The organism is Streptomyces sp. NPDC043870 (assembly GCF_056435785.1).
In genome coordinates this window covers 1-22,020 of the sequence record NZ_JBWKDT010000018.1, presented here as the reverse complement: position 1 = coordinate 22,020, position 22,020 = coordinate 1, and the positions used below count along the sequence as shown (strand labels likewise).

Here is a 22,020-nt window from a genome sequence, read left to right as displayed (position 1 = left end):
GGCTCAGACCTCCAGATCGGCGGACTCGATGTCGATGGTGCGATCCAGCAGCCCGGACAGCAGGGCAGCGCACACGGCACGCAGCCGCTCAGCCTCTGCCCGCACGGCCAGGACGGTTGTCTCGAGCGCCTGCAACTCGCAGATCGCCCGCTCCTGCTCCTGGGCCGAGGGCATACGGACGGGTGACTCCATCAGACGCTTGCGGCTCAGCGTGCGGTTACGTCCCGCACCGCCGGGAGAGCAATTAGACAAGAGCCGCGTGCCTGTCTTGGTGGAGAAGAAGAGTCGGAAGAACTCGATGTCCCCGCCATCGAGCCGCCGGTAGGCCGGGAAGCGGTGTGATCCACAGTAGCCCTCGATCTCCGGGGGCACGAGGGCGACTGCGCCCTCCCAGGCGAAGACGATGTTAATGACCAGGTCGCCGGGCTCGACCCAGAACACCCTCTTGGACCCCAGGGACTCTCCGGTCACCGCCTCCTTGGTGAACAGCCCGCGCCCGTGAGACCTGATCCCGATCTGCCGGTACTCAGCCGCAGGGTCGACCGTGATCGGGCGCTTGACCTCTTCCAGGACCTCACCGATCGGCAGACTGGTCCCGGTGGCCGCGTAGTGCGCGAACAGTTCTTCCGTGCGCCCCCGAAGCAGGGCATCCAGCGCGTCTGCCTCCCGTTCCAGGGCGGAGACCTGATCGTCGACCGCGCTGACAACCTCGACGATCCGCTCCTGGACCGGCTGAGGGGGCACAGGCATCTCAATCATGCTCAGGCTCGAACCTGAGATACGCACTACTTTCGTCTCGGATACGTACTTGATCTTCTGGGAATGGAACAGAGATGACGCGAAGAAATACGAGACGTACGCAGGATCGAGTCCATGACGGAAGATGTAGCAGTCATCGTGAACCGCAACGTCGCCGTCGCCCAGCCAAGCGACGGCCTTCCCGACGTCATCAACGTTCTCGCTGGTCGCGGCGATGACCAGATCTCCAGGGTGAGCAAGGCGCATGCGGGCACGGGAATCTTCGGCCAGGAACGTGAGGGGGTCTCTCGCGATCGCCCCAAAATGCGTGTGAACCTGCGCGTAATGGATACAGCCAAGCCCGGACTCCACGTAGTCGTTCTTGGTGAAACGACGACCACGGATCAATTCTCCAACTTCCGAGAGCGCCTTCTGGGGCCACCCTGACTGCTCACTCATCGAAGCCCTCAACTCCGGCGGACGCGAGCACCGCGAGCATGTGCTGCTCAACCTTCTGACGTTCGGCGCGCGCGATGTTGTAGCCGTCGATGAGGGTGCCGAGGTCTTCCTGTTCGGCAGCGGCATGATTGATGTACCTGCCGATGTTGAGGTCGTACCCGTTCGCCACGATCTCCGACAGTGGAGCGAATCGTGAGGCCAGGCGGCCGTCGCCGTCCGGGACGACCGGATTGCCGTCGACGTCGAAGGCGTAGTGGTAGGCGGTCACTACGTCGGCGATGTTGGCCTCGGTGAGGATGTTTCGGTTGGTGGCCTTGGCGAAGCGTGTGGAAGCGTCGATGAACACCACGCCATCTTGCCGCTTTGGGGTCTTGGTGCCGGGGGCACGGAAAACCAGGACACAGGTCGGGATGGTGGTGCTGTAGAAGAGGTTGGCTGGCAGCCCAATGACGGCTTCAAGGAGGTCGTCGTCCAGCACGCGCTGACGGATGGCTGCTTCCTGGCCGCCGCGGAAGAGGACGCCGTGGGGTAGGACGACCCCTGCGCGGCCCTTCTTGGGGTCCATGCTGGCGATCATGTGCTGCACGAACGCCCAATCGGCTGACTTCGCCGGTGCGGTGCCGCCGATAGCGCGGGGGTCTCTGGTCCAGGGCTTCCATTTCAGGCTGTAGGGCGGGTTCGCGACGATCACGTCGAACTGTGCGACGGACCCGTCCGGCTTCTTGAAGCGTGGGTCCTTCAGGGTGTCGCCGACTTCGACCTTGAACTGGGTGAGGTTGTGCATGAAGAGGTTCATACGGGCCACACCCGCGGTGTCCTGTACGGCTTCTTGCCCGTTCAGGCTGAGCGTGTATCCGCGCCCGCCGTGGGCTTTCAGGAGGTTCGCGGAGGCGATGAGCATGCCGCCTGATCCGCAGGTCGGGTCGTAGACCGACTCGTAGCTCTTGGGGTCCAGGACCTCGATGATCAGCTCGACGACCTCGCGAGGGGTGAAGAACTGGCCGGCGCGGGTGCCGGATCCGTCGGAGAACCGCTTCAGCAGGTACTCGTACGCCCCGCCGAGCACGTCATGGGACATGTTGCCTTCGTGCATCTTCGGCGTGCGGTCCATCGCCTGCATGACCGCCGCCAACACCTCCCCCGACAGCACCTCTTCAGAGGTCCAGGTCATGGACCCGAACAGGCGGGAGAACTTGTCCGGGTTGGCCGTCTCGATGGCTTGCAGGGAAGCGCGGACCCGCTGGCCGAGGCCGGGCTGGGTGACAGTGGCAAGGATGGACGACCACGAAGCGCGACGCTCCTGGACGGTCCCGGGGTGGATGAACGGGATCTCGAACGACTGGTGGTCGCGGTACTCGATCTCGCGCGCTTCCTCAGCAGAGAGGTCCGCACCCTCGTACTCAGCCAGAAACTCCTGGTGGTGGTGCTCCCAAGTGTCCGACAGGTACTTCCAGAACATCAGCGGGAAGACGACCGAGGCGTACTGCGCTTCGGGCATCGCCACGCGCAGCTCGTCGGCCGCGTCCCACAACCGGTTCTCGATCTCCTGCTGGGTCACTGCCATCAGTCAGTGGTGTCCTTGCTCGTCAAAAGGTGGCGGCCCGAAGGCCGTGTGGTCCTGTTGGTCACCCTATTTAGGGCGTGCCCTGCATGTACACGACGGGCGTGCCCTGCCGGGGAGGTACACGCGGGGCATCGCATTCCCTGCGCGGGCGACTCGCCAACGATATCCCTCCCTAGGACCAGGAAATACGGCAAACGACCCAAACAACGACGCGGCCCAGTGGCCAGACCCCCGCTTGTTGATCTTCTTCCCGCTCCAGCAGACTGCCCGTCTGAGCCACGCCGTCGAATCCCTCGGCCAGGCACGCGCCACGGCGTCCGTCCTGCCCGGATTATCAAGGCGTACCGTGAGTTCGTCGAAGCTGTCGAGCGCGCCACCGTCGCGATCCTGGCCGAGGCGTGACCGAGGGCTACTGGGTGGGGTGCTCGTCGAGCCAGTCCGAGAGGTCGTGAGCTGACCCGAGGACATCCGGCCTGTTGGTGTAGGTGTCCTCGCCGACGGCCATCCCGTCTTCCATTTTGTCGAGGAGGACGTACGCCTCCGTCCAGAACTTCGGACCGGTCGCCCTGTCGGCGTTCATCGCCTTCCGCAGTGCCTTCGCGGGCTCGGCAACAGCCTGCATCTTCTCCCAGCATTCCCCAGCGGCCCTCGGGCAGCCGTCGCTGGCGTCGAAGTCGGCGACGGCATCCTGGAACGTCTTCGTCGACTCGGTCACGCTCGGCGCCTTGGGCTTCGCGGCCGGCTTGCTCTGGGCCTCGACCTCACCGCCGCAGGCGCTCGTCGTCATGACCGCGGCCGCGAGCAGCGCGCCCGCCGCCATCCTCCCCCACACGTATCTCCCCATGGGAGGGGATCATGCCACGGGCCTCCGACATAGGGCCCGAAATAGGCCGAGAAGCCCGCTTCGGGGCCCTTCGGTCACTTCGTCTTGCCGCCTCCGAACAGGCCCCGTAGGGCACGTGCAGCGACCGCGATGCACAAGGCGCACGCTCCGGCTGCGACCAGTGCGACGACCAGGCCGACGAGCAGCATCACAGCGATGGTCGCCGCAGAGAACCCGATCGCCACGTACCGGCCCCACCGGTCCGCCTGCTTCACGATGATCTGCTGTACCGGCTGGCCATGGCCGTGTCCGCACTGGCAGGTCGTGGGCAGGCCGCCGTGGTACTGCTCGGCGGGCAGGTGCTGCGCCATCTGCTCGTAGGGGTAGACGGTGGCTGGGTACACAGGCTTACCGGGCAAGGGCGTTCTCCTTCTCCAAGGTCGGGGCGGCGGGCGTGGGGGTGTGTTCGGCGGCAGTGAGGACGTAGACCTTGGCGCGGCCGCGGGTGCCGGAATCGTCGACCCAGCCCTTCGTGACCCACTGGGAGATCGGGCCCTGGACCGAGGTGCGGTGTCCCGCGATGCCCTGAGCGACGGCGTCCTGGAGCGTCAGTCCCTCGGGTCCGGCCTTCTGCAGGGCCTCCCACAGCGCGACCCGGTTGTCCGGGATGCGCGAGCCGTCCGGGAATGCGGGGACCGCGCGCAGCCGCGGCCGCTCGAAGGGCACTTCTGGGGCCGGAGCGGGAGTACCGCCTCCTGGTCCTCCGTGTCGCGGGCCGCCGGCTGGCGCCGTAGGTTCCAGCAGCGTGCCGTCCGCGGCGACGCCGCCGAACTCGGCGATGGTTGCGGCGATGTCCTCGTCGGTCGGGTAGTACGCCCTCCGCTCGAGAGGCGCTTTGTGCGTGCTGTCGCGGGAGGCGATCATCAGCTTCCCCGGCAGGTTGAGCAGGTCGAGCCGCCAGCCCTCGCCGTGCGCGCCCACGCCGAAGATGAGGTTGGTTGCGGTCGGCTCGGTGACGCCCAGGCCGATGCGGACCTGGTACTGCTGGCGCGCGTCGGTGGAGTCGCCGAAGACCTTCGCCGACGGGGACTGCGTCGCCTCGATGAACATGATCCCGGCGAACCGGGCGAGCTGCTTGAGCGATTCCAGTTCCTTGGCCAGGTCCGGGGCGCGGCGGATCAGCTCCGCCAGCTCGTCGATGACGATGAACCAGGCCGGGCGGCCGTGCTTGGCCGGGTCCCACTTACGCACCGGGACGCCGGTCTCCCGGCGCCACTGCGACATCAGCTCGCCGCGCTCCTTGATCTCCTGCCGGACCATGGCGAACAGGGCCTTGGCTCGGTCCACGGAGTCGGCCAAGGCGAGCGCGCACGGCTCCCAGGGGCCCAGCTCGACCGCGCCGGGCTTCATGTCGACGAGCAGGACCTCCGCGTCCTGGCAGGCGGCGAGGTTGCCGAGGATCACGTTCAGGACACCGGACTTGCCGTTATCCGTCGCGCCCGCGACGAGAACGTGGTTGTAGAGCGGGTGGAATCCGAACGGGGTGCCGTCTGGGGACAGGCCGAGCGGGAGCCATTCGGTGCACGACGTCATCGACGGGCCCGGCCAGGCGAGGGTCTCGGCGAGCGGGTCGCGGACCTGCATCTGCACTAGGAGCTGGTTCTCCCGTTCGCCGACGCGGAGCCGCAGCGTTCCGGGCAGGTCGAGGTTGGCCGCGAGCTGCTTCTGCTTGGAGATCACGACAGCGGCGGAGGTGTTCTTGCCAGGTGGCAGCGTCACCACGCAGTTCCAGCCGATCTCGGTGAACACGATCCGGGACACGTCCTGGGCGGGGATGCCGAGGGCCACGAGGGCTCGGCGCAGGGCGGTTTCCTCCTGGGTGTCGCCTGTGACGCCGGGCGTGCCGACATTGACGCCCATGGAGTCCGGTAGGCCGCCGTTCTTCGCTGCCTTGATCTGGAGGTTCATCCGGTCGTGCCGGGACTTCACCAGCCACGGCACGTACAGGCCGTACGCGCCGATCATCGTGACGCCGGTCGCGATGAAGGAGGGGATGGACGGGCCGAGGGCGGCTCCGAGCCAGGCGTCGACGGACATCACGGTGCCGCCGAGACCGACGGCGGCGGCCTTGGTGTTCTTGTGTTCCAGGCCCTTGGCGCAGAGGGCTCCGGTGGCGGCGGTCGCCAGGCCGTAGCCGGTGTGGTCGGGCCAGCCGAGGCCGGTTGCGTGGTGCCACCAGGACATGGCGGTGAGACCGAACGTCGCTGCGGCCGGGGCCAGTTCGTAGCGCAGGCGGCCGCACCAGCGGCACACGGCGATCGACGCGCCGGCCACCGCGGTGGCAGCGCGGCGCAGTCGGGTGTCTTTCATCGGGGGCCTTCCGCAGAGGTGACGTGACGAGGGAGGGGTGAAGCCCTGTCGGGCACGTCACGTCACCTGCGGAAGGCAACGAGGAGGGTACGCGCGAACATCGCGGTGGCCTTTCGGTTCGGGTCTGTGCAGCGGTTGCTCTCCGCCGCGTGGGGTGGGCCCTGGGCCCGTATTCGATTAGGTGATCACTGTAACTCGGAGGTCCGACATATGGCTGTGACGCGGGCCGCCCTTCCCTTAGTCAGGGGCCGTCGGACTTTCGGCGTCCCGCCTCGTACCCGCGGTCCCACGCGTCCTTGACCTCTCGGCGCGGGACGTCGACGAGCCAGGGCACCAGGGCCTCCGCGAGGTACCGGTACTGCTCGCCGCGGCCGGGCAGCTCCCGCTCTATCTCCTCGAGTCCTGCGTCCATCTCCATGACCCGGCTGATGTAGTCGGCCAGGGCCTCGACGCGAGGGTCTTCGCGGCCGGACTCCTCGGGCGGGGGTACCGACACCAGGACCTGGGCGAGGTCCGGGCGCCGGTCGGACGGGCCGACTCCGTCAAGGTGGCAGTGCAGCTCGGCGTTGAGCCAGCCCTTCATCGGCAGAAGCTGCCCCATGAAGCGGGTCCTCGCCGACTGGGGGCCGATTTCCCCGCTCAGGCGGCGCATGGCGCGTTCAGCGTCTCGTTGATGATCGTCTCGGCCTTGCTGCGGCAGTCCTGGCAGGCGCTGCTGAGGTTGCCGCAGATCGCAGCCGCGAGAGCGTCTAGGGCGCCATTGGTGGCGATGTTCAGGAGGCCGGGCGCCTTCCGTGCACACGTGCGGCACGAGCGCGTCTTGCCCTCGCGGCGGCCGCACGCGATCAGCGCGACCTCCCTCAGCAGCTCGGCGGACGGCGTGGTGGGCGTGCTCATGCGCGGGCTCCCTTGGGGGACTTGGGCTTGAAGTGAGCGATCGGCTTCAGGTCTGCCGCTCCCACCTGCTCGTACACGTTCATCTCCTGGCAGTACGAGCAGCGGTACGCGGCGAGCCAGCGCAGCGGGTTGTCCTTCGCCAGCGGATTGCCCTGGCGGCCGCCCGCCATGAGGCACGGCCCGGCATCGCCGCACCAGTCGCATCCGGCAGAGTAGTGCGACAGCTTCGGTGCCTCGACCCACTCCGACCAGCGGATGGGCTGCCCGCCATGCTCGGTCGGCAGGGCCGGTGCGGTGTAGGTCGGCAGGTCCGGGACTGCCCGCAGGCGGCGTCCGTTGTGGTCCAGGTCCGGCAGGGGCTCGGCTGCCCCCGCAGGTAGTGGCCAGGCTGGCTCTGGCTCACCGCGTAGTGCCCGCAAGCACGAGGCACACAGATGCTGCTCGTCCACGGGCCCAGCCCAGGGACGCACCCCCGGCGCGGATGTGGCGTTCGGCCGGCACTCCACCGGTACGGTGAACATGATCGCATCGGGGACCTGGGCCCCCGCGACGGCGACGTGCAGTGCCATCCGGCCAGCCGCGCGCACAATGACCCGCCCGGCCCAGATCGGTGCCTGCGTCTCGACAGCCAGGGCGGTCACGCCTCAACTCCCTTCCACAGGAAGGGCAGGGGCGGGTCCATCACGAATACGTGCTTGCGCCAGCAGCCCGAGCCTGCGACTAGGGCGCGCCGTTCCATGCGCCAGTACCTCGACACCCGGCCGCGGCCGCATGCCGGGCAAGGGACCTCGCTGCGGACCTTGACCGTGGTGTGGGGCAGTGGCGGCGGAAAGATCGGGAATCCGGCGGCGAGCGCCAGGGCCTCGGCGGCATGGGGCTGGAGCCGGATGTAGACCTGCTCCCATTCCACCCACCGGGTGGAAGTGCCCACGGTGGGCACGTCGAGCGTGGTGCTCATGGAGGGGCATCTCCTCGGTAGACGTACGAGGGACGCAGCCCTCACGAACCCTTACGTCCGGTCGCTGGATCTGTTACACCGCGCCTTGTTGCCGCGGGTCAGGAAGCTGCGGCGCGATCTCCACGACGACGAGGGACATGCGCGCGCCGCCGGTTGTCACGGGCGGCCCCATCTCGGGGTACGGGCCGAGGAGGTGGGCGGAGTTGTCGTCCGGGAGAAGCCCGGCGTCGACCAGGCCGTCCACGTACGCTTTGGCGCTGGGCGACCAGTTCCCCGGATCGCGCTTCCGCTTGATGGGCCTAGGGTGCAGGACGTAGTACACGACCGCCCGCTCCAGGCGCGGCAGGCGGCGAGCGCGCACGGTCAGCGCGGCTTCCTCCCTCAGCCTCTTCTTCAGCCGGTACTCGGCCATGTGGTGCAGCCGCTGATTGCTGGTGAGCAGGTCACCGTAGGGCATGAGCATCGTCCAGGACCGCCCCGCGCCCGGCAGAGCGGCAATGGCGGCGCTCAGGTCGGGCGGCTCCGGAGTCGACGCAGGCCCGAGCGGCGCCGCCCTGCGACTGCCACGCGCTTGGCGGGACGGAGGCTTGGGCGACGTGGCGCCACGGCCCCCAGCGAGCCGGGCCTGAAGTACGGCGAACTCGCGTTGTGTCACGCGGAAGTTCACGTCAGTCCTCTTTTTCGGTTCGGGTCTACCGGCGGTTGCTCTCCGCCGGGTGGCAGAGCCAGGGACACCGATCCGTGGAACGGCGTGACGCCCTGGCGTGTGACAGTGCAGTTCAGGCAGTGCGCGGCAGTACGGAAGCGACCGAAGCGACCAGCGCGCGGACCAGCCACTTCGCAGCCCCGGTGAACGCGGTCGGGAAGGCGTACGCGAGCACGGCAGTCGCCGCGGCGGTGCACGTAAGCGACAAGTGGGCGAGCACCCAGCCGACGGCGGCCACCGCGGCGCCGGCCACGGTGGCGATGGTGCCGAGAACGGGCGGCACGAGCGGCGGGAAGGCTACGGCCAGCAGGCCGAGCACCAGGAGCAGCGCGTCGAACTTGCGCATCACGGTCCCTTTCGGTTCGGGTCTGTCGGCGGTTGCTCTCCGCCGGGGGTCACGCATCAACTGGCTGGGCCAGAGGCGTAGTTTGCTACGCACCTAAGTATGCAGGTCCGGGGCCCCCATACAGGAAAATTACAGTTTTCCTGTAGCGTACGAGGAAGGTCGCTGGCGTAAGGTCAAGCGCTGCATGGGGTGGGTAGATCTGAGTGGTATCCGAAGAATCTGGCGTTATAGCTGCGTCCCGCAAGTCGTTCCGGCCGAGGTACAGGACTGGCTCAGCCCAGATCGACTTCCCGCCGATTCGCAACGGGGTGGACTACCTCGTCAGCGTCGTGGAGTACCTGGACGCCGAGTCCGGCACCGGGCCCCGGGAAATCAAGTACGGCGTCCTGCACCTCCAGGCCGCCGCCGAGGTCCTGCTGAAGTCACGCCTGTTGAGGGAGCACTGGAGCCTGGTGTTCAGCGACCCCGCGAGAGCCACCTCCGAGAAGTTCGCGGCGTCCGACTTCAACAGTTGCGGGACAGACGCCGCCGTGGAGCGGCTGAGGAACATCTGCGGCCTCGACATCAGCAAGAAGGACACCGCGGCCCTCAAGGACCTCGGCAAGGACCGCAACGCACTGCAGCACTACGGATTGACCCACAGTGCAGAAGCCGTGGAATCACGCGCCGGCGCCGTGCTCGACTTCCTGCTCCGCTTCCTCGACGCCGAGCTACTGCCGCTTCTCGACGAGCAGGAGCGCGACAGCATCAAGGAAGACATGACGCGCGTGCGCAGCGGCCTGCACTCCATCAACGGGTTCGTCACCGAGCGCATGAACCGACTGCGCGGCAACGAACTCAAGGGCACCACCGACTCTATTCTGCCCTGCGCCGTGTGCGGCCAGTGGGCTCTCGCCGTCATCCCGAACGGAGCCCACTGCCACTTCTGCACCACCGATGTGAGCGCCGATGAATTGGCCCTGGCCTTCCAGGAGTTTGCCCCCGGCCACCCGGCCAACGAATGCCCCCAGTGCTGTTCGTCGACGCTGGCCTGCTTCGCCTTCATGGACGGCCCTGGCGATGAGTGGTTCTACTGCTTCACCTGCCAGGCCCGCTACAAGCCAGAGGAGTTGGCCCACTGCTCGGGGTGCGGGCACCTGTGGCCCCATGGTGGCGAAGGTGACGGAACAACGCAGACGCTGTGTGACGACTGCCGACGCCGCATCGAGGACGAGGAGTTGGCCAGCCAATGGTGACACCCGTTCCCGCCACCGGCCACGCGCTCACGCTGGCGACTGACGGCAACGAGCGCTCAGCCCGCTCCGCTCTCGCCAAGACCACACTGGACCCGCGCGACGAGTGGCCCCCTCACGCACGCCGACTCTACGACTACCTGGTGGCCCGCTACGGCGAGCACGACGCACTCCCCACCCTCGCCGCGGCCTGGATCGCCCACCAGCGATCCGACGGCACCCGCAAGACGTACGCCCAGAACTTCAAGATCCTGGAGACATACGCTCGGGAGCTCGGCGTGCACCCACTCGCCGTGACCTTCCTGGTCGCTGACGCCTTCGCGAACCACCTAAAGACATTCCCCACCCTCGTCTGGCGCGATGGGCAGCGCGTTCCAGAGGGCAAGCCGCGCGACGACGCCACCCGGCACAACGTCCTCTCCGCCTGCTCCTCCTTCTACAAGTTCGTGCTCCAGACCAAGGCTCTCCGCAAGGACCAGATGGACGCCAACCCCTTCGACGGAGTGCTGTATCCGGCCATCGATCCGCTGTTCACCCGTACCGAGGGCCTGACCGAAGCCGAGTACATCAAGCTCGCCCGCACCGCCCGCGACGAACACCCTGTCCGCCGCACCGCGTTCCGGCTGTACGTCCTGATCCTGGTGCTCTACCACCTGTGCCTACGCATCGACGCAGCACTCGGCGCCCGGATCGAGAAACTGGGCTACGACAAGGGCCACCACACACTGGAAGTGCAGATCAAGGGCGGCACCTGGGTCACCAAGGCGGTGCCACCGTTCGTGTGGCACGCCATTCAGACCCTCATCGCCGCCCGCACCGACGGCTTCATCTTCTGTACGAGCACCGGAAAACGGCTCGACGAGCCCTCTCAGTGGCGCGCCATCAAAGCCACCGCCAAGCGCGCCGGGCTCCCGCAGAAGAAGCTCGGCCCCCACTCACTCAAGCACAGTACGATCACCCACGCCTACGACCGGCCCGGCGCCCGTCCGGAGAAAATCCAGCACTGGGCCGACCACAAGGACCCGCGCACGACGCAGCGATACAACCAGCGCCGCGGCGCACTCGAGGGAAGCCCCGCGTACGACGCGGCCGCGTCCATGGCCGAGGAGTTGGAGGCCACGTAGAGATGCCGTTTGATCCCGAGCGTCCCGCCCCACCAGATGGGATGAAGCACAGCACGGCCCACGGCTACATCATCGCCGGACCTGACGACCGCGGATGCTGCGTGATCCACGAAATGTGGGTCGCCCCTGAGCACCGCGGAACCGGCGAAGGCCGCGCCCTGGTCGACTGCGTCCGATCGTGGGCACGCGAGCGGGAACTCGGTCCGCTCCTCGTCCACTGCTCGCCCCGTAACCAAAGCGGCCAAGCCTTCTACGAAGCCATCGGCATGCGCCCCGTCGCCATCGTCTACCAAGAGGATCTAGACGACGGCGCAGAGCACGGTCACTCCAGATCGCGATAGCGACATCGGACCCGGCTACGCAGGGGTCATGCCTTGCTTGCCCAGTAGTCAGCCAGCATCTCGCCCGGCCAGGCGGGCTCATGGACAGTGCCTCGCGGACCCATCTCGGCGAAGTACGGCGACAGGTCATAGATCTTCGTGCCGACCACTGCGTCCAGATCGGTCACGCGCAGCGTGAGTCCATCGACCTTGAGCAGTCGGGGGAAGCTCTGGGCCAGTTGGTTGGGGCGCCGGTGATTGCGGTGCGCGAACGTCCCGGTTGCCGGCCACGCCGTGTTCCCGCGTGGGCTCCGGGCGTGGTACTCGACGTCGTCGGGCGAGGCCAGGTTGAAGTGCCACACCACTACCAGGTGGGAGAACTCCCCGAGGCCCTGTACGGAGTCGAGGGGAAACTCGGCCTCGTCGAGCTGGATCACTGACTCGACGCCGCCCCAGTAATCGTCAGCGACCTCGGTGCGACCTTCGACGACTTCCCCGATCGGTTTGATCTCCAAGGTCATGCCCCAGCCCTTCGTCTCTGCCTCAATGACGTTGCGCTCAATCTACTTGCGCGAGGTACGAGGCTGCACGGGCGTCGAGCACGCCTACCGCTGGGATGCCGCGCTTGCGGTAGGGCGACAGCAGGTGGCGCATGTCGACGACTGTCTGCCGGGCCCGGCCGGAGTAGATGCCGTCCTCCATCGCGTCGAGGACGTTGGTCCACGTCGTGCAGGCTTCTTCGACGCCGCCCTGGGCGATTTGCGTTGCGCCCATGTACCCGAGGGTGACCGCGTGTGTGCGCCTGAACGCTGCGCCGCGCGTGCGCACGGAGCGCCGGAACTGCTTGACCGCCCGTTGGTGGTCACCGAGGTCCCGCAGGGTGCATGCGGTTTCGTGCGCCAAGGAAGCCTCACCGAAGAAGAAGGTCCGATCCGGCTCCCTGATCCCGTCGTGGGCGTTCGACAGGTCGTCCTCGGCGCGAAGCAGCGCCCGCGCTGCCTCCTCCTTGTGGCCGCTCGCGGCGAGGGTCCGCGCGTGCACGACGCCGAGGAGCGCTCGCTCGCGGGGTTTGGCGGCTGCATACCGCTCGCCGTGCACCGAAGCCTGCGCGATCTGGAGGGCGTCGCGGCGAAAGCCCAGGTCGAGCGCCTGGTGCGCCATGGCACGCAAGATGTGTCCGCTCAGGGGTGCGTCGCCTGACCGGGCAGCGAGCTTCACCGCGGTGTTGAAGCGCCGGAGCGCAACCGCATGCTCGCCGTTGTCGAAGGCCATCCAGCCCGACACGTACGCAAGCTCGGCGGAAGCCGAGAACATGGCACGTCGGGTCGCGTCGTCGGCGAACCGGCCCCGAAGAAAGTCGTGGGCCTCATGCTTCAGGTACTCGTCGACCGCCCGGCGGCCGTGGCCGCCACCACGCCGCTGGTCCATGCGAGAGAAGGCCAGGGTCAGCTCCCGCACGGTCTCGACGTCGCCGCGACCGACCCGTTTGCCCATCGAGGGCTCCTCGGCCGGCGGCCTCGACATCGCGTCCCACCAGGTCTCCTCGGGAAGGATCAGGGCCGCCGCGGAGTACACCCCACCCGCCAGCAGTCGACGCCGGTCCGTGTCCACGCCACTCCCCAAGTCGTTCAGCGCGATCAACGGATCAACGCGCCAGTCCAGCGCCCCCTGCGCTGGTGAGGTGGAAGCTGCGAACCCGATCTCTTGTGGCGTGATCTCACGCTTCAAACGACGGGACAGCGCCTGGCACAAGATAGCGGGCGCGATTCCCGACGGCTGGGTGCCTCCCACCCACATGCTGACGTGGGAGCGTCCGATCTTGGAGTTCTCACGCACGTCACCGTTCAGTGTCTCGACGGCGACCCGGTTGTACGCGGTGGCGGCTTGTGCTCGTGACCAGCCCGCTTCCAGGAGGAGTGCGGCCAGCCGCTCGTTTCTCTCGCGCGCCATCCTGCGCCCCCGCCGCTGAAAACGATCTTTGACCACGTTGACCGGACCCGCCCCGTCAGCAGCTCGGGGACGGGTGCAGATCCAACGTAGTGCTCAACTGCCTCTTGGCGCAGCCGAGGTGGCGGAAAGCCACCCTGGCCGCCTCACGGTGAGGAGTTCATCCGCTCGCTGACGTTCAGCTCAGGGAGGCCAGCAGATCGGAGGCCGCAGCCTCCATGGCGCCGGTCAGCGGCCCCGCCTTCCCCGTCCGTCGGTACGCCCGCGCCACGTTCGCGCACAGCATCAGCCGTGACAGCTGACCGGTCCGAGTGTTGAGGACGTCGGCGAACTCGTTGAGGACACGCGCGGCCAGGGCGGGGACCGACAGCGAGGCTGACCACAGACAGGCCGCGTCCCAGCCGGCGGGCGCCAGCCCCCAGTCCTCCCAATCGAGCAGCGTGAGCGGGGCGGCGGTCAGGTTGGCGTATCCGACGTCGCCGTGTGCGCACGTCCACTCCGCCACTGTCGTGTCGACCTGGTCGCCGTACACCTCCCCGATCCGCCTGGAGAGGTGGCCCTGCTGGACGCATACCCGGCTCGTTTCGTGCCGGGCCAGGTTCTCGAGCGCCGTACGCAGGTCGGCCCACCAGGCGTCTGTCAGGCCCGGGTCGCGGTCGACGGTGCCGGTCGGCGAGAGCGCCGGGGCGGCGGCGAGGCTCATCTCATCGACCCGCCACACCACCCCCCGGTCCTCGTCGCGCCATATTGAGCCCGCGAACCAGTTCGGTCGCGGCACGCCTTCGATCGCGACGGATGCCTCCAGTCCGGTCCACGACTGCGCGCTGAACGCGCCTGGCCGCACCCATGCCAGCCGCACCCACGTGCCCGCCGACGTCGGGAACCCGGCCGTCCCGTTGTACTTGGAGTAGTGGGCACGGTCGCGGTCGAGGACGCGACCGGTACGCTTCTCCGCTTCGGCAAGGACGTCCTCGTGGCTGATGGTCGACAGGTCATCCATGGTGGGCTGCACGGGCGGCCTCCTTTCCGCGTCCGGCCCGTTCCCGTAGCAGTGTGCGGTAGGCGTGAACCGTCTGCATGCTGGCCGCGATGCGGGTAGCGGCGGCGAGCTCGGCGAGGTGGTCCGGCTGGGAAGTGCCCACGGCGATCCTGCTGACGGAGGGGACGGCGAACGCTGCTGCCAGCCTGGCCTGGACGCTCGTTACGGCTGGCTGCCCTGGTTCGAGGAACAAGCCGGTGTCGACGCCGGACCAGACCGGATCTGATGGGTCGCCAGCAAAGGGTGCCATACCCCACACCGCCCTGCCACTTAGCTCGTGGGCAAGGTTCTCGGCGGCGTCGAGGACCGGGCCGGGCACGGCCAGCCCAGCCCGCACCATCACCACATCTGGCCGTACGGGTACCCCGGCCGAGACGGGGGCCAGCGGCAGCGGGTTCCACGTGGCGACCCCCCACGCCCGGCAAAGGCCCGCTGCCTGGCAGGCGGCGAGCGTCTCGCACGCGACTGCGAACCGTCCTGGATCGTGCTCGGGGTTGTGCAGAAGCACCGTGTCGGGCACCCGGCCGAGGGCTTCCCCTGTCTCGGCTACGGCGGCCCTCAGCCGGTCCGGGTCGAGGTCGTGGCCGTCGGGGAAGTACCCAACTTTGGTCGACACCTCGAACCGCTCCAGGAGTTCGCCTGCCTCACTCGCAAGCGCCCGGTGCCCGTCGTACCCGCTGTAGTTGTAGGCCGTATCGACTGCGGTGATACCGACCTCTAGAGCCCGTTCGAGGACAGCACGGGAGGGACCAGACCGGTATAGCCCGAGGACAATTCGTCGGTCAGCTCCGCGCACAGCCCCTCCCGGATCAGGATATCGGCGAGTTCCCCAGCGTTGACGCCCGTCTCAATGCCTGCTTGCTCGATCTCCACCGGCGCGCCGGACAGGAATAAGCGCAGTGCGGGCAGGGCCTTGCCGTGGAAGGTGAGGCGCTTGCCCATGGCGGTGACGGTGACGTGTTCGCCGTCCGGCTCAACGAGCGGCGGGAACTCGGTCACGCACACCACGGCGGTCGGCGGCCCGAACAGGCCGGAGGTCTGCACGTGCCGGGCGGCCGTACGCTCCTGCTCGCGGGTGGCAAGGAAGGCAGCCGGAGGGAACTCCTCGACCAGTCGGGCGGTCGCGGCCGCGAGCGCGGCGGTCTGCTCAGACTTCCCCTCCGCCGCGCCCCACCGGTGCAGGTCCGTACGGAACGTCACCTCGCGCCGGCACTGGTCGGCCAGCCACGTCAGCCAGTTCACTCCCGTGCGCTTCACGAACCCGAACGTCAAGTGCAGGCTGTACCCGTCGCCGCTGTCGGTGCGGGTGGCCTGGTGCCAGTGGCCTCGGGGTATGTGCATGACGTCCCCGGCCTTGAGCGTCCCCCGCCATATGGACTGGTCCGGCGGGGTGTTGTTTGGCTCGGCGTCCCGGTACATCGGCACCGGTCGGGACGCACCACGCACGTCCCACGACTTCTCACCAGCCACCTGCATGATCACTACGTCATGGTCGTCCCAGTGCAACGCGAACCCGGCTGCGTCTTGGGTCGTGAGGTATGCGTTCACCTGGACGAGCTCGCGGGACCACCACTGCAATGCCCGGCAGGCGACCTCAAGGGTGGGGTCAAAGAAGTCGAGTTCGTCGAGGACCAGTGTGCAGCCCTCGCGCATCAGCGCCCCAAGGCGCGTCATGTTCGCGAAGCGGATGCCCTGCCCGCGGCGGGTGACGGTGTTGGTGAAGTATTCGCCGGGGTGAAGCTCACGCCCGTCCTGGAACGCCCGGAACTGGGGGTGGGATAGGCCGCGCCGCATCACCGTGTCGAGAAGCCGGGCCGGCGTCATCAGCCTCGGGAGAAGGGCTGGGGTGGGGATGCTGCCCCTGGTGAACGCGGAGCCCATGGGGGTCGGGCCGTCCCAACCGAGCGCGGATTCGATGGCGTGAACAAGCTGGTGCTGCACATGTCCTCCGGGAAGCGTGAGGGGGTGGGCCCGCCGCAGATCACGGCGGGCCCAGGTGCGGAGAAGCGGCGCCTACGCCTCGGGGTGGTTCAGGCCGTCGCGGTTCTCTCCGTCGTCCCCGGCGGAGGTTCCGGTGGGGTCGGACTCCTGAGTGTCGAAGCGGTCCTGCACACGGGCCAGTTGCTCGACGGCGATCAGGAGCCCGGACTCGCCGACGCTGCTGGACGGTTCTCGGTTGGCCATGGTCGTCCTCGCTCACTTCCGGTGAAGGGGGCTAATGACGTGCTGTGGTGCCCTGGAACCCTGCCTTCTCGAACGGATGTACGCAAGGGTGTGAATGAGCCCGCGCCCGGTGGTCTAGGCAAGCCGGGGTTCCCCGTGATACCCACACGCATGGGCGCTCCTACAGGTACGCCCTCAGCCGCGCAGATTCTTGACCATGACCGCGTACACCGGAGAGTCGGCGAAGGGCTGCTGCTCGCCGGCCTTGTGGTAGCCCCATGTCTCGTACATGTCCTGCACCTTCGGGTGGGTCACGTCGACCAGGAGCACGGCCAAGTCCTCGCCGCGGCCGCTCAGCAGCGCTTCGTGTAGCCGCTCGGAGATACCCTGCTTGCGCCACTTCGGGCGCACCATGACCTCGGAGACCGCGTACGTCGCGGTGTAGCCGTTGTTCGGCTTGAAGGAGGTGGAGCGCCACCACTCTCGGCCGGGCTGCAGCGGGGCGCCGTACGCGAACCCGGTCGGCTCCTCGCCCTCAAACGCGACGACGCAGGTGAAGCCATTCATCGCAGACCAGTGGTCGACGAACCAGGGGAACCGCTGGTTGAACTCGCTATCCATGGCGTCGGCGTAAGAGTCGGCGTGCACGTCGATCAGCATTTGCCTGAAGCCTTCGGGGAGGCTTCCGTGGTTGTAGTGGCGCAGGTCGATCAGCCTGGTCACGCTCGACTCCATTCTTCTCGCATACGGTCTGCCCAGTCGCGGGCGTACGCCGTGGACGGCGCTAGCCGGAACAGGTCTCGGTGGAAGTCTCCGATCAGGGTGCGCATGCGTCCAGGGAGCGGAGCGCCGTCCATGATCTGGAAGACGGTGGCCGCCGTCGCCGTAGCCTGCTCGGGCTCGCCTTGCCGTAGCTGGGCGAGCGCGAGCTGACACGTCGCCAAGGCGCGGTTGCGTTGGAACTCAGCCGGGATCTTGGCGAGCGCGCGGTGGGCCATCGCCTCGGCGTCGGCGGACTCCCCGTTGTGGTTGAGGATGATGGCCGCGAGGTGGTTGAGCTCGGCCGGTCCGTAGAACGCGGTCCAGCGCGGGCGGTCGTCCTCGACGGCCTTCCGAAGGGTCTCTTGCGCCGAACCGAGGGCCCTCTTGGCGGCCTGGGCGTCACCCATCGACGAATGGGCGAGTGCGAGGCGCACGCGGCCCATGGAGCTGAAAAAGGGATCGCTGCGTGCCGCCTTTGACGCATTGGCCGCCTGGGCGGCTGCAAGCTGTTCCGGCCAGTTCTTCCGCTGGTAGGCGAGCATCGCGACGTTGATCCATACCCGCATCCCCGTCGGGGCGTCTTGGGACAGGCCCGCGAAGGTGGTGGCCTCGTGGAGGTGTGCCTGAGCCGTGTCCAAATCGCGCAGGTCGATGCATGCCCAGGCCGCGATGGTCGTGTACTCGGCGGCGAGCGCGTACAGGGCGCGGCGCACGGTCTCGCTGGCGTTCTGCTGCTGGAGTTCCAGGATTTCGGCTCGGCCTGCGAGGGCTGCGGCAGCGAGGGATCGGTGTCCGCCCTGGCGGTCGTCGGCTTCTACGAGCTTGTTCATGCCGGCTGACGCTCGGGCCACGTCCGTCATGCCGACCGAGCGCCGCTGTTTCCCGACGGGCAAAGCGGCGGCCGCCGTTCCTGTGGTGGCAACGATGAAGTCGCGACGCCGCACGGGGTCCTCCGGAGGATGTTGCATGGAGCTGGGAGCGCTGAACCCTAAGTCCGCCACGGGGCAGCCGAACACACGCTCAAGTGCTATGCAAGTGCGGCCGATTGGGCGTCGGGTCGTCCCGTTGAGCAGGTTCCGGATTGTGCGTGACGACATGTCTCCCGTTCTGCCGGTGACCTCCAGCAGCGCATGGTTACAGCTGTCAGCCAACTCATCCTGAGTTAAGCCGAGTTCATCCATCCGCTTCTGAAGGATGACGTTCGCTCCCATGCACTGAAAGTAGTACCGCCACCCTTGAAGTGCCCAGAACCTAGGTAACGGGAACGCAAAGTCTTCCGGTTTGCGGTGATGCACGGACCCGGAACTCTTCCTGTTCCCCCATCACCGAGCGTCGTTGACTGAACATCAGCCGTCACGCCGGACTCGGCATGACGACATGGAGGGCAGCTCCGCTCTGCGTCCCGCGTCGAACTGGGCTCCCTCAGATGATCTTTGACCACCTTGACCACCTCCAGCCCCTTGACCCCATGCCAATCGCACCGGTTAAGCGGTTCGCTCTTGTAGGCCAGCTACTCGACGAGCGGGAGCACCCCACATGAACTCCTCTACTGGCAGGTCCACCCCCGTGATTGCCGTACGACTGGGCGGCGTCGGCCCGCAGTTGCGCAGTGGGACTGGCTCCCGATGAGCCCCGCCACAGCCGTCGCCACGGTCGCTGCAGAACTGCTGCAACGGACCGCCCGCGGCTTCGCGGTGGCTTTCACGCCGAAGGAAGACCGTGTAGGGCGCATGCGCCGGATCACGGTCGCGCACCTGCGGCTGTGGCGGGTGACTGGGCCGATCGCGGACGACATCGTGCTCGCTGTCTCGGAGCTCGTGACCAACGCCATCCAGCATGGCGATGGGGACGTCGCCTTGGAGGTCCTCTGCACCGACGATGAAGTGCGGGTCGAAGTCACGGACGGTAGCCCGGAGCCCGCTCAGCTCAGCAGTGCTCAGCCCGGCGACGTCTCTGGCCGGGGCCTTTTCATCGTCGCGGTCCTCTCCCTGGAATGGGGTGTGAGTGACGACGGCCGTAAGACCTGGGCCCGGTTCCGCGTCCCCGCGGGGAGGCCGTGATGATGACCACGCGCCCGCGCCCCGCCCCCGAGCCATGGACTCCTCCTCACGACGCCGACGTACTGGCGGCTTTCGCTGGCCGGCTGAAGGTCTGGAAGCCACTCGATGTGGACGCGCTGCTGGACGACGTCGCAGATGCCTTGGACGACTTACCGCCCACCGCGATGGACATGCCGGATCTACTTCAGCGCCTCCATGCCCATCTCGGCCAGCTCGCGACCATCTCAATCGCCAACGAGGCCAGCGAGAAGGAAGACGACGTTGCCCGCCTGCTCGTCCGCGGCGAGACCCTGCGGGCCTCTCCCCTTCCATCCGAGCCCGCCAAGGCCCAGGGGCACCTGCGCCAGGTCGGTTGGGTCGTCAACGAACTCGTTGAACGGCTCGTCGAGGCCCAGTACATGAAGGGAACGGAATGAGTACGGCTGCGGCGTCCCGCCCCAGGCCCCATGCGCGGCTCCTGGCCGCACGGGACGCCTTCGACTACGACTACTTTCGCGAGCGGCTGGCGGACCCCGGTCTCGCCGACGCTGGCGTCGCGGTCGCACTCTTCCGCATCCCACTGCTGGCCGTCCCAGTGGGCGGCGAACGACGCGGCGGATACACGAGCTTCCAGCAACTCGTGGACGCCGTTCAGGCCCACGCGCTTCTCAGCACCGTTCCCGGCTTCCCGGACCTGCGTATCGGCTGGTCGCCGTATCGCGACACCTGCCACACCGTCGAGTGGGGCGAACCCAGCCCCCCTTGGTGGGCGAGCGACGAGGTATTCGGCCGCTTCTACGGCTACGGCGCCAACGCCATCGCTGCCTTCGTACGGCATCGCTCACAGACTCCCTCTCCAGAGTTCTCCGAACCGTGTTCCCCCACGGCCCAGAGTCACTTGGAGGGCGCCCAACTTCTCACCGCGGAAGTGAGATTCGACGCGTCGTGCTGGCGGATCGCTCATGCCCAACAAGGAGGAGAACAGTGACCACGACGACTGTCGCCAGGATCATCCTCGCCCCGAGGGAGCAGCAGGTCCTCGAGGGCCTGGCCGACGGGAGCACGCTGGCCGTGGTCGCGCTGGACCTCAAGATCCGCGAGGGCACGGCTGCGGGCTACCTCAAGCTCGCCAAGCGCAAGCTGTACGGCATGAGCGAGAACGCTGCCGCGCTCGCCGTCGCCTACACCACCGAGGCCATCGCCCGCCCGCAGCTCCTAGACCCCGAAGCGCTGTTCCTGCCCGATGACCAGCGTGACCTCGTGCCGCTCCTCGCCCGTGGCATGGCGGCCGCGCAGATGGCCACCGAGCTGAAACGACCGGTCGACATCATCCGCAGGGACGGCCGTGACCTCCTGACCAATCTCCGGGCCATGAACCGCGCCCACGCCATCAAGAGGTCCTGGGAGTTTCAGGTCCTGACTGCGGAGCAGGTGGTTGCATGGCTGCGCTGACCCCCGCCGTCCCGGACAAGGTTGAGGTCCTGGCGAATGTTGAGACGGTGCGCGCCTGGGACCTGAAGGGCCCTGAACGCCCCTCCGTCCAGGACGCGATGGGCATGGTTGAGCAGTTCACCGAGTTCGGCCGGACCGTCGCGGAGGACTTGCGGACCCAGTGCCTCGGCATTCCCGCGGACTCGGAGGCCGGGCGAAGTGCGCAGACCATCCTCGGTGAAGCCGACCGTCGGCTTTATGCCTCACCCCCGAACCCCCTCAGCCAACAGGCGGCCACGCACCGCGCGCAGAACCTCGCCCGGCTCGTGAAGGGCCTGCTCCGCGCTGCCGGGCAGGTCAGCGAAGCACAGGCCCGCGCTACACCGAGACCGCTACGGAGATAGCCCCCAGGACTGGGACCTCCTGCCTGGCCATGTGGACCACCGCGCCCGTGCGCGGAGGAGCCAAGGCCGTCCCCCGAGGCGGAGGTGGCGCCAAGACTTCGCGCCCCGGCTGCGATCTGTGTGGGGAGCAAGCAGCCGGCCCGTTCAACCGCCCGCCCGTCGTCGGCGACGGGCGGGTGCACCACCCGGTAACCGGTCCTGCGAAGACGGCTCGGTGCCGGACGTCACGTGTGGGGAGGAGCCCATCTCCTCCCACCGGGTTCCTCCCCACACGAAATTACTCAACCCCAGATGCCGGGGTCCACGCGGTTCACCGCGTGAACCGATGACTCCGGAGCCCTTGCACCATCAGCCCACTGCCCCAAGGAGGCACGTAATGACCGTTCAACTGGAGCACCCGGTCACCATCGAACAGCCGCCCGTCGACGGCACCGCTGTCACCGACGACCCGTTCCAGCTCGACATCACCTTCATCGAGGGGACGCCGGCGACCGAGACGGTGCTGATGTGCAGCACCGGCGACAACTGCGGCAGCTCCTGCCCGAGCGCCTGCACCACCTCGTAAGACAGGTCAGCCCGATGGCGGGGGGGGGGGGGGGGGGGGGGGGGGGGGGGGGGGGGGGGGGGAGGAGGAGGGGGGGGGGGGGGGGGGGGGGGGGGGGGGGGGGGGAGGGGGGGGGGGGGGGGGAGGAAAATAG

28 protein-coding genes are annotated in these 22,020 nt (G+C 67.8%); 9 read left to right on the top strand and 19 right to left on the bottom strand.

Annotated elements, in window-relative coordinates:
• Positions 1 to 3 precede the first annotated feature (3 nt).
• The 11 genes from AC0699_RS22090 to AC0699_RS22040 form a co-directional block, all read right to left on the bottom strand.
• Complete coding sequence (locus AC0699_RS22090; protein WP_478662812.1) at positions 4 to 1,197, bottom strand: restriction endonuclease subunit S; 1,194 nt, start codon at positions 1,195 to 1,197, stop codon at positions 4 to 6.
• Complete coding sequence (locus AC0699_RS22085) at positions 1,190 to 2,761, bottom strand: type I restriction-modification system subunit M (RefSeq protein WP_478662809.1); 1,572 nt, start codon at positions 2,759 to 2,761, stop codon at positions 1,190 to 1,192. Before AC0699_RS22085 ends, AC0699_RS22090 begins: the two co-directional genes overlap by 8 nt.
• A gap of 409 nt (positions 2,762 to 3,170) precedes the next feature.
• A complete protein-coding gene (locus tag AC0699_RS22080) occupies positions 3,171 to 3,605 on the bottom strand; it encodes a hypothetical protein (protein ID WP_478662806.1) in 435 nt (144 codons plus the stop codon).
• Between the two features lie 74 nt (positions 3,606 to 3,679).
• Positions 3,680 to 4,003 (bottom strand): hypothetical protein, encoded by a 324-nt coding sequence (locus AC0699_RS22075; protein ID WP_478662804.1) that lies wholly within the window; start codon positions 4,001 to 4,003, stop codon positions 3,680 to 3,682.
• The gene (locus AC0699_RS22070) at positions 3,993 to 5,954 is read right to left on the bottom strand and encodes an FtsK/SpoIIIE domain-containing protein (RefSeq protein WP_478662802.1); all 1,962 of its coding nucleotides are present in this window, start codon (positions 5,952 to 5,954) and stop codon (positions 3,993 to 3,995) included. Before AC0699_RS22070 ends, AC0699_RS22075 begins: the two co-directional genes overlap by 11 nt.
• A 241-nt stretch (positions 5,955 to 6,195) precedes the next feature.
• Positions 6,196 to 6,555, bottom strand: coding sequence for a hypothetical protein (locus tag AC0699_RS22065; RefSeq protein ID WP_478662799.1), 360 nt, complete (start codon positions 6,553 to 6,555; stop codon positions 6,196 to 6,198).
• Positions 6,556 to 6,593: 38 nt separating this feature from the next.
• Positions 6,594 to 6,851: a hypothetical protein gene (locus tag AC0699_RS22060; RefSeq protein WP_478662797.1), complete on the bottom strand. Its 258-nt coding sequence runs from the start codon at positions 6,849 to 6,851 to the stop codon at positions 6,594 to 6,596.
• Positions 6,848 to 7,492 carry a hypothetical protein gene (locus tag AC0699_RS22055; protein WP_478662794.1) on the bottom strand — a complete coding sequence of 215 codons (645 nt, stop codon included), beginning with the start codon at positions 7,490 to 7,492 and terminating at the stop codon, positions 6,848 to 6,850. The genes AC0699_RS22060 and AC0699_RS22055 overlap by 4 nt, the downstream gene beginning before the upstream one ends.
• The gene (locus AC0699_RS22050; RefSeq protein WP_478662792.1) at positions 7,489 to 7,809 is read right to left on the bottom strand and encodes a hypothetical protein; all 321 of its coding nucleotides are present in this window, start codon (positions 7,807 to 7,809) and stop codon (positions 7,489 to 7,491) included. The genes AC0699_RS22055 and AC0699_RS22050 overlap by 4 nt, the downstream gene beginning before the upstream one ends.
• 73 nt (positions 7,810 to 7,882) lie before the next feature.
• Positions 7,883 to 8,266 (bottom strand): hypothetical protein, encoded by a 384-nt coding sequence (locus AC0699_RS22045; protein WP_478662790.1) that lies wholly within the window; start codon positions 8,264 to 8,266, stop codon positions 7,883 to 7,885.
• A 322-nt stretch (positions 8,267 to 8,588) separates the two neighbouring features.
• Positions 8,589 to 8,861, bottom strand: a complete 273-nt coding sequence (locus AC0699_RS22040; protein WP_478662788.1) for a hypothetical protein — start codon at positions 8,859 to 8,861, stop codon at positions 8,589 to 8,591.
• Between the two features lie 308 nt (positions 8,862 to 9,169).
• Here AC0699_RS22040 and AC0699_RS22035 point away from each other — a divergent pair, with 308 nt between their 5' ends.
• The 3 genes from AC0699_RS22035 to AC0699_RS22025 are packed head-to-tail and all read left to right on the top strand — an operon-like array spanning position 9,170 to position 11,558.
• Complete coding sequence (locus tag AC0699_RS22035) at positions 9,170 to 10,096, top strand: hypothetical protein (protein ID WP_478662785.1); 927 nt, start codon at positions 9,170 to 9,172, stop codon at positions 10,094 to 10,096.
• Entirely contained in the window at positions 10,090 to 11,217 is a 1,128-nt protein-coding gene (locus AC0699_RS22030) for a tyrosine-type recombinase/integrase (RefSeq protein ID WP_478662783.1), read from the top strand. The genes AC0699_RS22035 and AC0699_RS22030 overlap by 7 nt, the downstream gene beginning before the upstream one ends.
• A gap of 2 nt (positions 11,218 to 11,219) precedes the next feature.
• On the top strand, positions 11,220 to 11,558 hold the full coding sequence (locus AC0699_RS22025) for a GNAT family N-acetyltransferase (RefSeq protein ID WP_478662781.1): 339 nt from the start codon (positions 11,220 to 11,222) through the stop codon (positions 11,556 to 11,558).
• 26 nt (positions 11,559 to 11,584) lie between these two features.
• On the opposite strand, the gene AC0699_RS22020 is transcribed toward AC0699_RS22025, so the two are convergent.
• From AC0699_RS22020 to AC0699_RS21985, 8 genes are all read right to left on the bottom strand, one after another.
• The gene (locus AC0699_RS22020; protein ID WP_478662779.1) at positions 11,585 to 12,058 is read right to left on the bottom strand and encodes a TrmO family methyltransferase domain-containing protein; all 474 of its coding nucleotides are present in this window, start codon (positions 12,056 to 12,058) and stop codon (positions 11,585 to 11,587) included.
• Positions 12,059 to 12,095: 37 nt separating this feature from the next.
• Positions 12,096 to 13,487: a Tat pathway signal protein gene (locus AC0699_RS22015; RefSeq protein WP_478662776.1), complete on the bottom strand. Its 1,392-nt coding sequence runs from the start codon at positions 13,485 to 13,487 to the stop codon at positions 12,096 to 12,098.
• A 175-nt stretch (positions 13,488 to 13,662) separates the two neighbouring features.
• Positions 13,663 to 14,496: an aminoglycoside phosphotransferase gene (locus tag AC0699_RS22010; RefSeq protein WP_478662773.1), complete on the bottom strand. Its 834-nt coding sequence runs from the start codon at positions 14,494 to 14,496 to the stop codon at positions 13,663 to 13,665.
• Positions 14,477 to 15,232, bottom strand: coding sequence for an aldo-keto reductase family protein (locus tag AC0699_RS22005; RefSeq protein ID WP_478663076.1), 756 nt, complete (start codon positions 15,230 to 15,232; stop codon positions 14,477 to 14,479). The genes AC0699_RS22010 and AC0699_RS22005 overlap by 20 nt, the downstream gene beginning before the upstream one ends.
• 8 nt (positions 15,233 to 15,240) lie before the next feature.
• Positions 15,241 to 16,464: a JmjC domain-containing protein gene (locus tag AC0699_RS22000; RefSeq protein WP_478662770.1), complete on the bottom strand. Its 1,224-nt coding sequence runs from the start codon at positions 16,462 to 16,464 to the stop codon at positions 15,241 to 15,243.
• Positions 16,465 to 16,536: 72 nt separating this feature from the next.
• The gene (locus AC0699_RS21995) at positions 16,537 to 16,707 is read right to left on the bottom strand and encodes a hypothetical protein (protein ID WP_390730670.1); all 171 of its coding nucleotides are present in this window, start codon (positions 16,705 to 16,707) and stop codon (positions 16,537 to 16,539) included.
• 174 nt (positions 16,708 to 16,881) lie between these two features.
• The gene (locus AC0699_RS21990; RefSeq protein WP_478662766.1) at positions 16,882 to 17,409 is read right to left on the bottom strand and encodes a GNAT family N-acetyltransferase; all 528 of its coding nucleotides are present in this window, start codon (positions 17,407 to 17,409) and stop codon (positions 16,882 to 16,884) included.
• On the bottom strand, positions 17,406 to 18,659 hold the full coding sequence (locus AC0699_RS21985) for a helix-turn-helix domain-containing protein (protein WP_478662764.1): 1,254 nt from the start codon (positions 18,657 to 18,659) through the stop codon (positions 17,406 to 17,408). Before AC0699_RS21985 ends, AC0699_RS21990 begins: the two co-directional genes overlap by 4 nt.
• Positions 18,660 to 19,073: 414 nt before the next feature.
• On the opposite strand from AC0699_RS21985, the gene AC0699_RS21980 reads away from it, so the two are divergent.
• The 6 genes from AC0699_RS21980 (at position 19,074) to AC0699_RS21955 (ending at position 21,887) form a co-directional block, all read left to right on the top strand.
• Positions 19,074 to 19,508, top strand: coding sequence for an ATP-binding protein (locus AC0699_RS21980; RefSeq protein ID WP_478662762.1), 435 nt, complete (start codon positions 19,074 to 19,076; stop codon positions 19,506 to 19,508).
• Complete coding sequence (locus AC0699_RS21975; RefSeq protein ID WP_478662760.1) at positions 19,508 to 19,924, top strand: DUF6415 family natural product biosynthesis protein; 417 nt, start codon at positions 19,508 to 19,510, stop codon at positions 19,922 to 19,924. Before AC0699_RS21980 ends, AC0699_RS21975 begins: the two co-directional genes overlap by 1 nt.
• Positions 19,921 to 20,475: a DUF6302 family protein gene (locus AC0699_RS21970; protein WP_478662757.1), complete on the top strand. Its 555-nt coding sequence runs from the start codon at positions 19,921 to 19,923 to the stop codon at positions 20,473 to 20,475. Before AC0699_RS21975 ends, AC0699_RS21970 begins: the two co-directional genes overlap by 4 nt.
• Positions 20,472 to 20,939 carry a helix-turn-helix domain-containing protein gene (locus AC0699_RS21965; RefSeq protein WP_478662752.1) on the top strand — a complete coding sequence of 156 codons (468 nt, stop codon included), beginning with the start codon at positions 20,472 to 20,474 and terminating at the stop codon, positions 20,937 to 20,939. The genes AC0699_RS21970 and AC0699_RS21965 overlap by 4 nt, the downstream gene beginning before the upstream one ends.
• Positions 20,927 to 21,322: a DUF6415 family natural product biosynthesis protein gene (locus AC0699_RS21960; RefSeq protein ID WP_478662750.1), complete on the top strand. Its 396-nt coding sequence runs from the start codon at positions 20,927 to 20,929 to the stop codon at positions 21,320 to 21,322. The genes AC0699_RS21965 and AC0699_RS21960 overlap by 13 nt, the downstream gene beginning before the upstream one ends.
• 376 nt (positions 21,323 to 21,698) lie before the next feature.
• Positions 21,699 to 21,887, top strand: coding sequence for an FxLD family lanthipeptide (locus tag AC0699_RS21955; RefSeq protein ID WP_478662745.1), 189 nt, complete (start codon positions 21,699 to 21,701; stop codon positions 21,885 to 21,887).
• Positions 21,888 to 22,020: the final 133 nt, after the last annotated feature.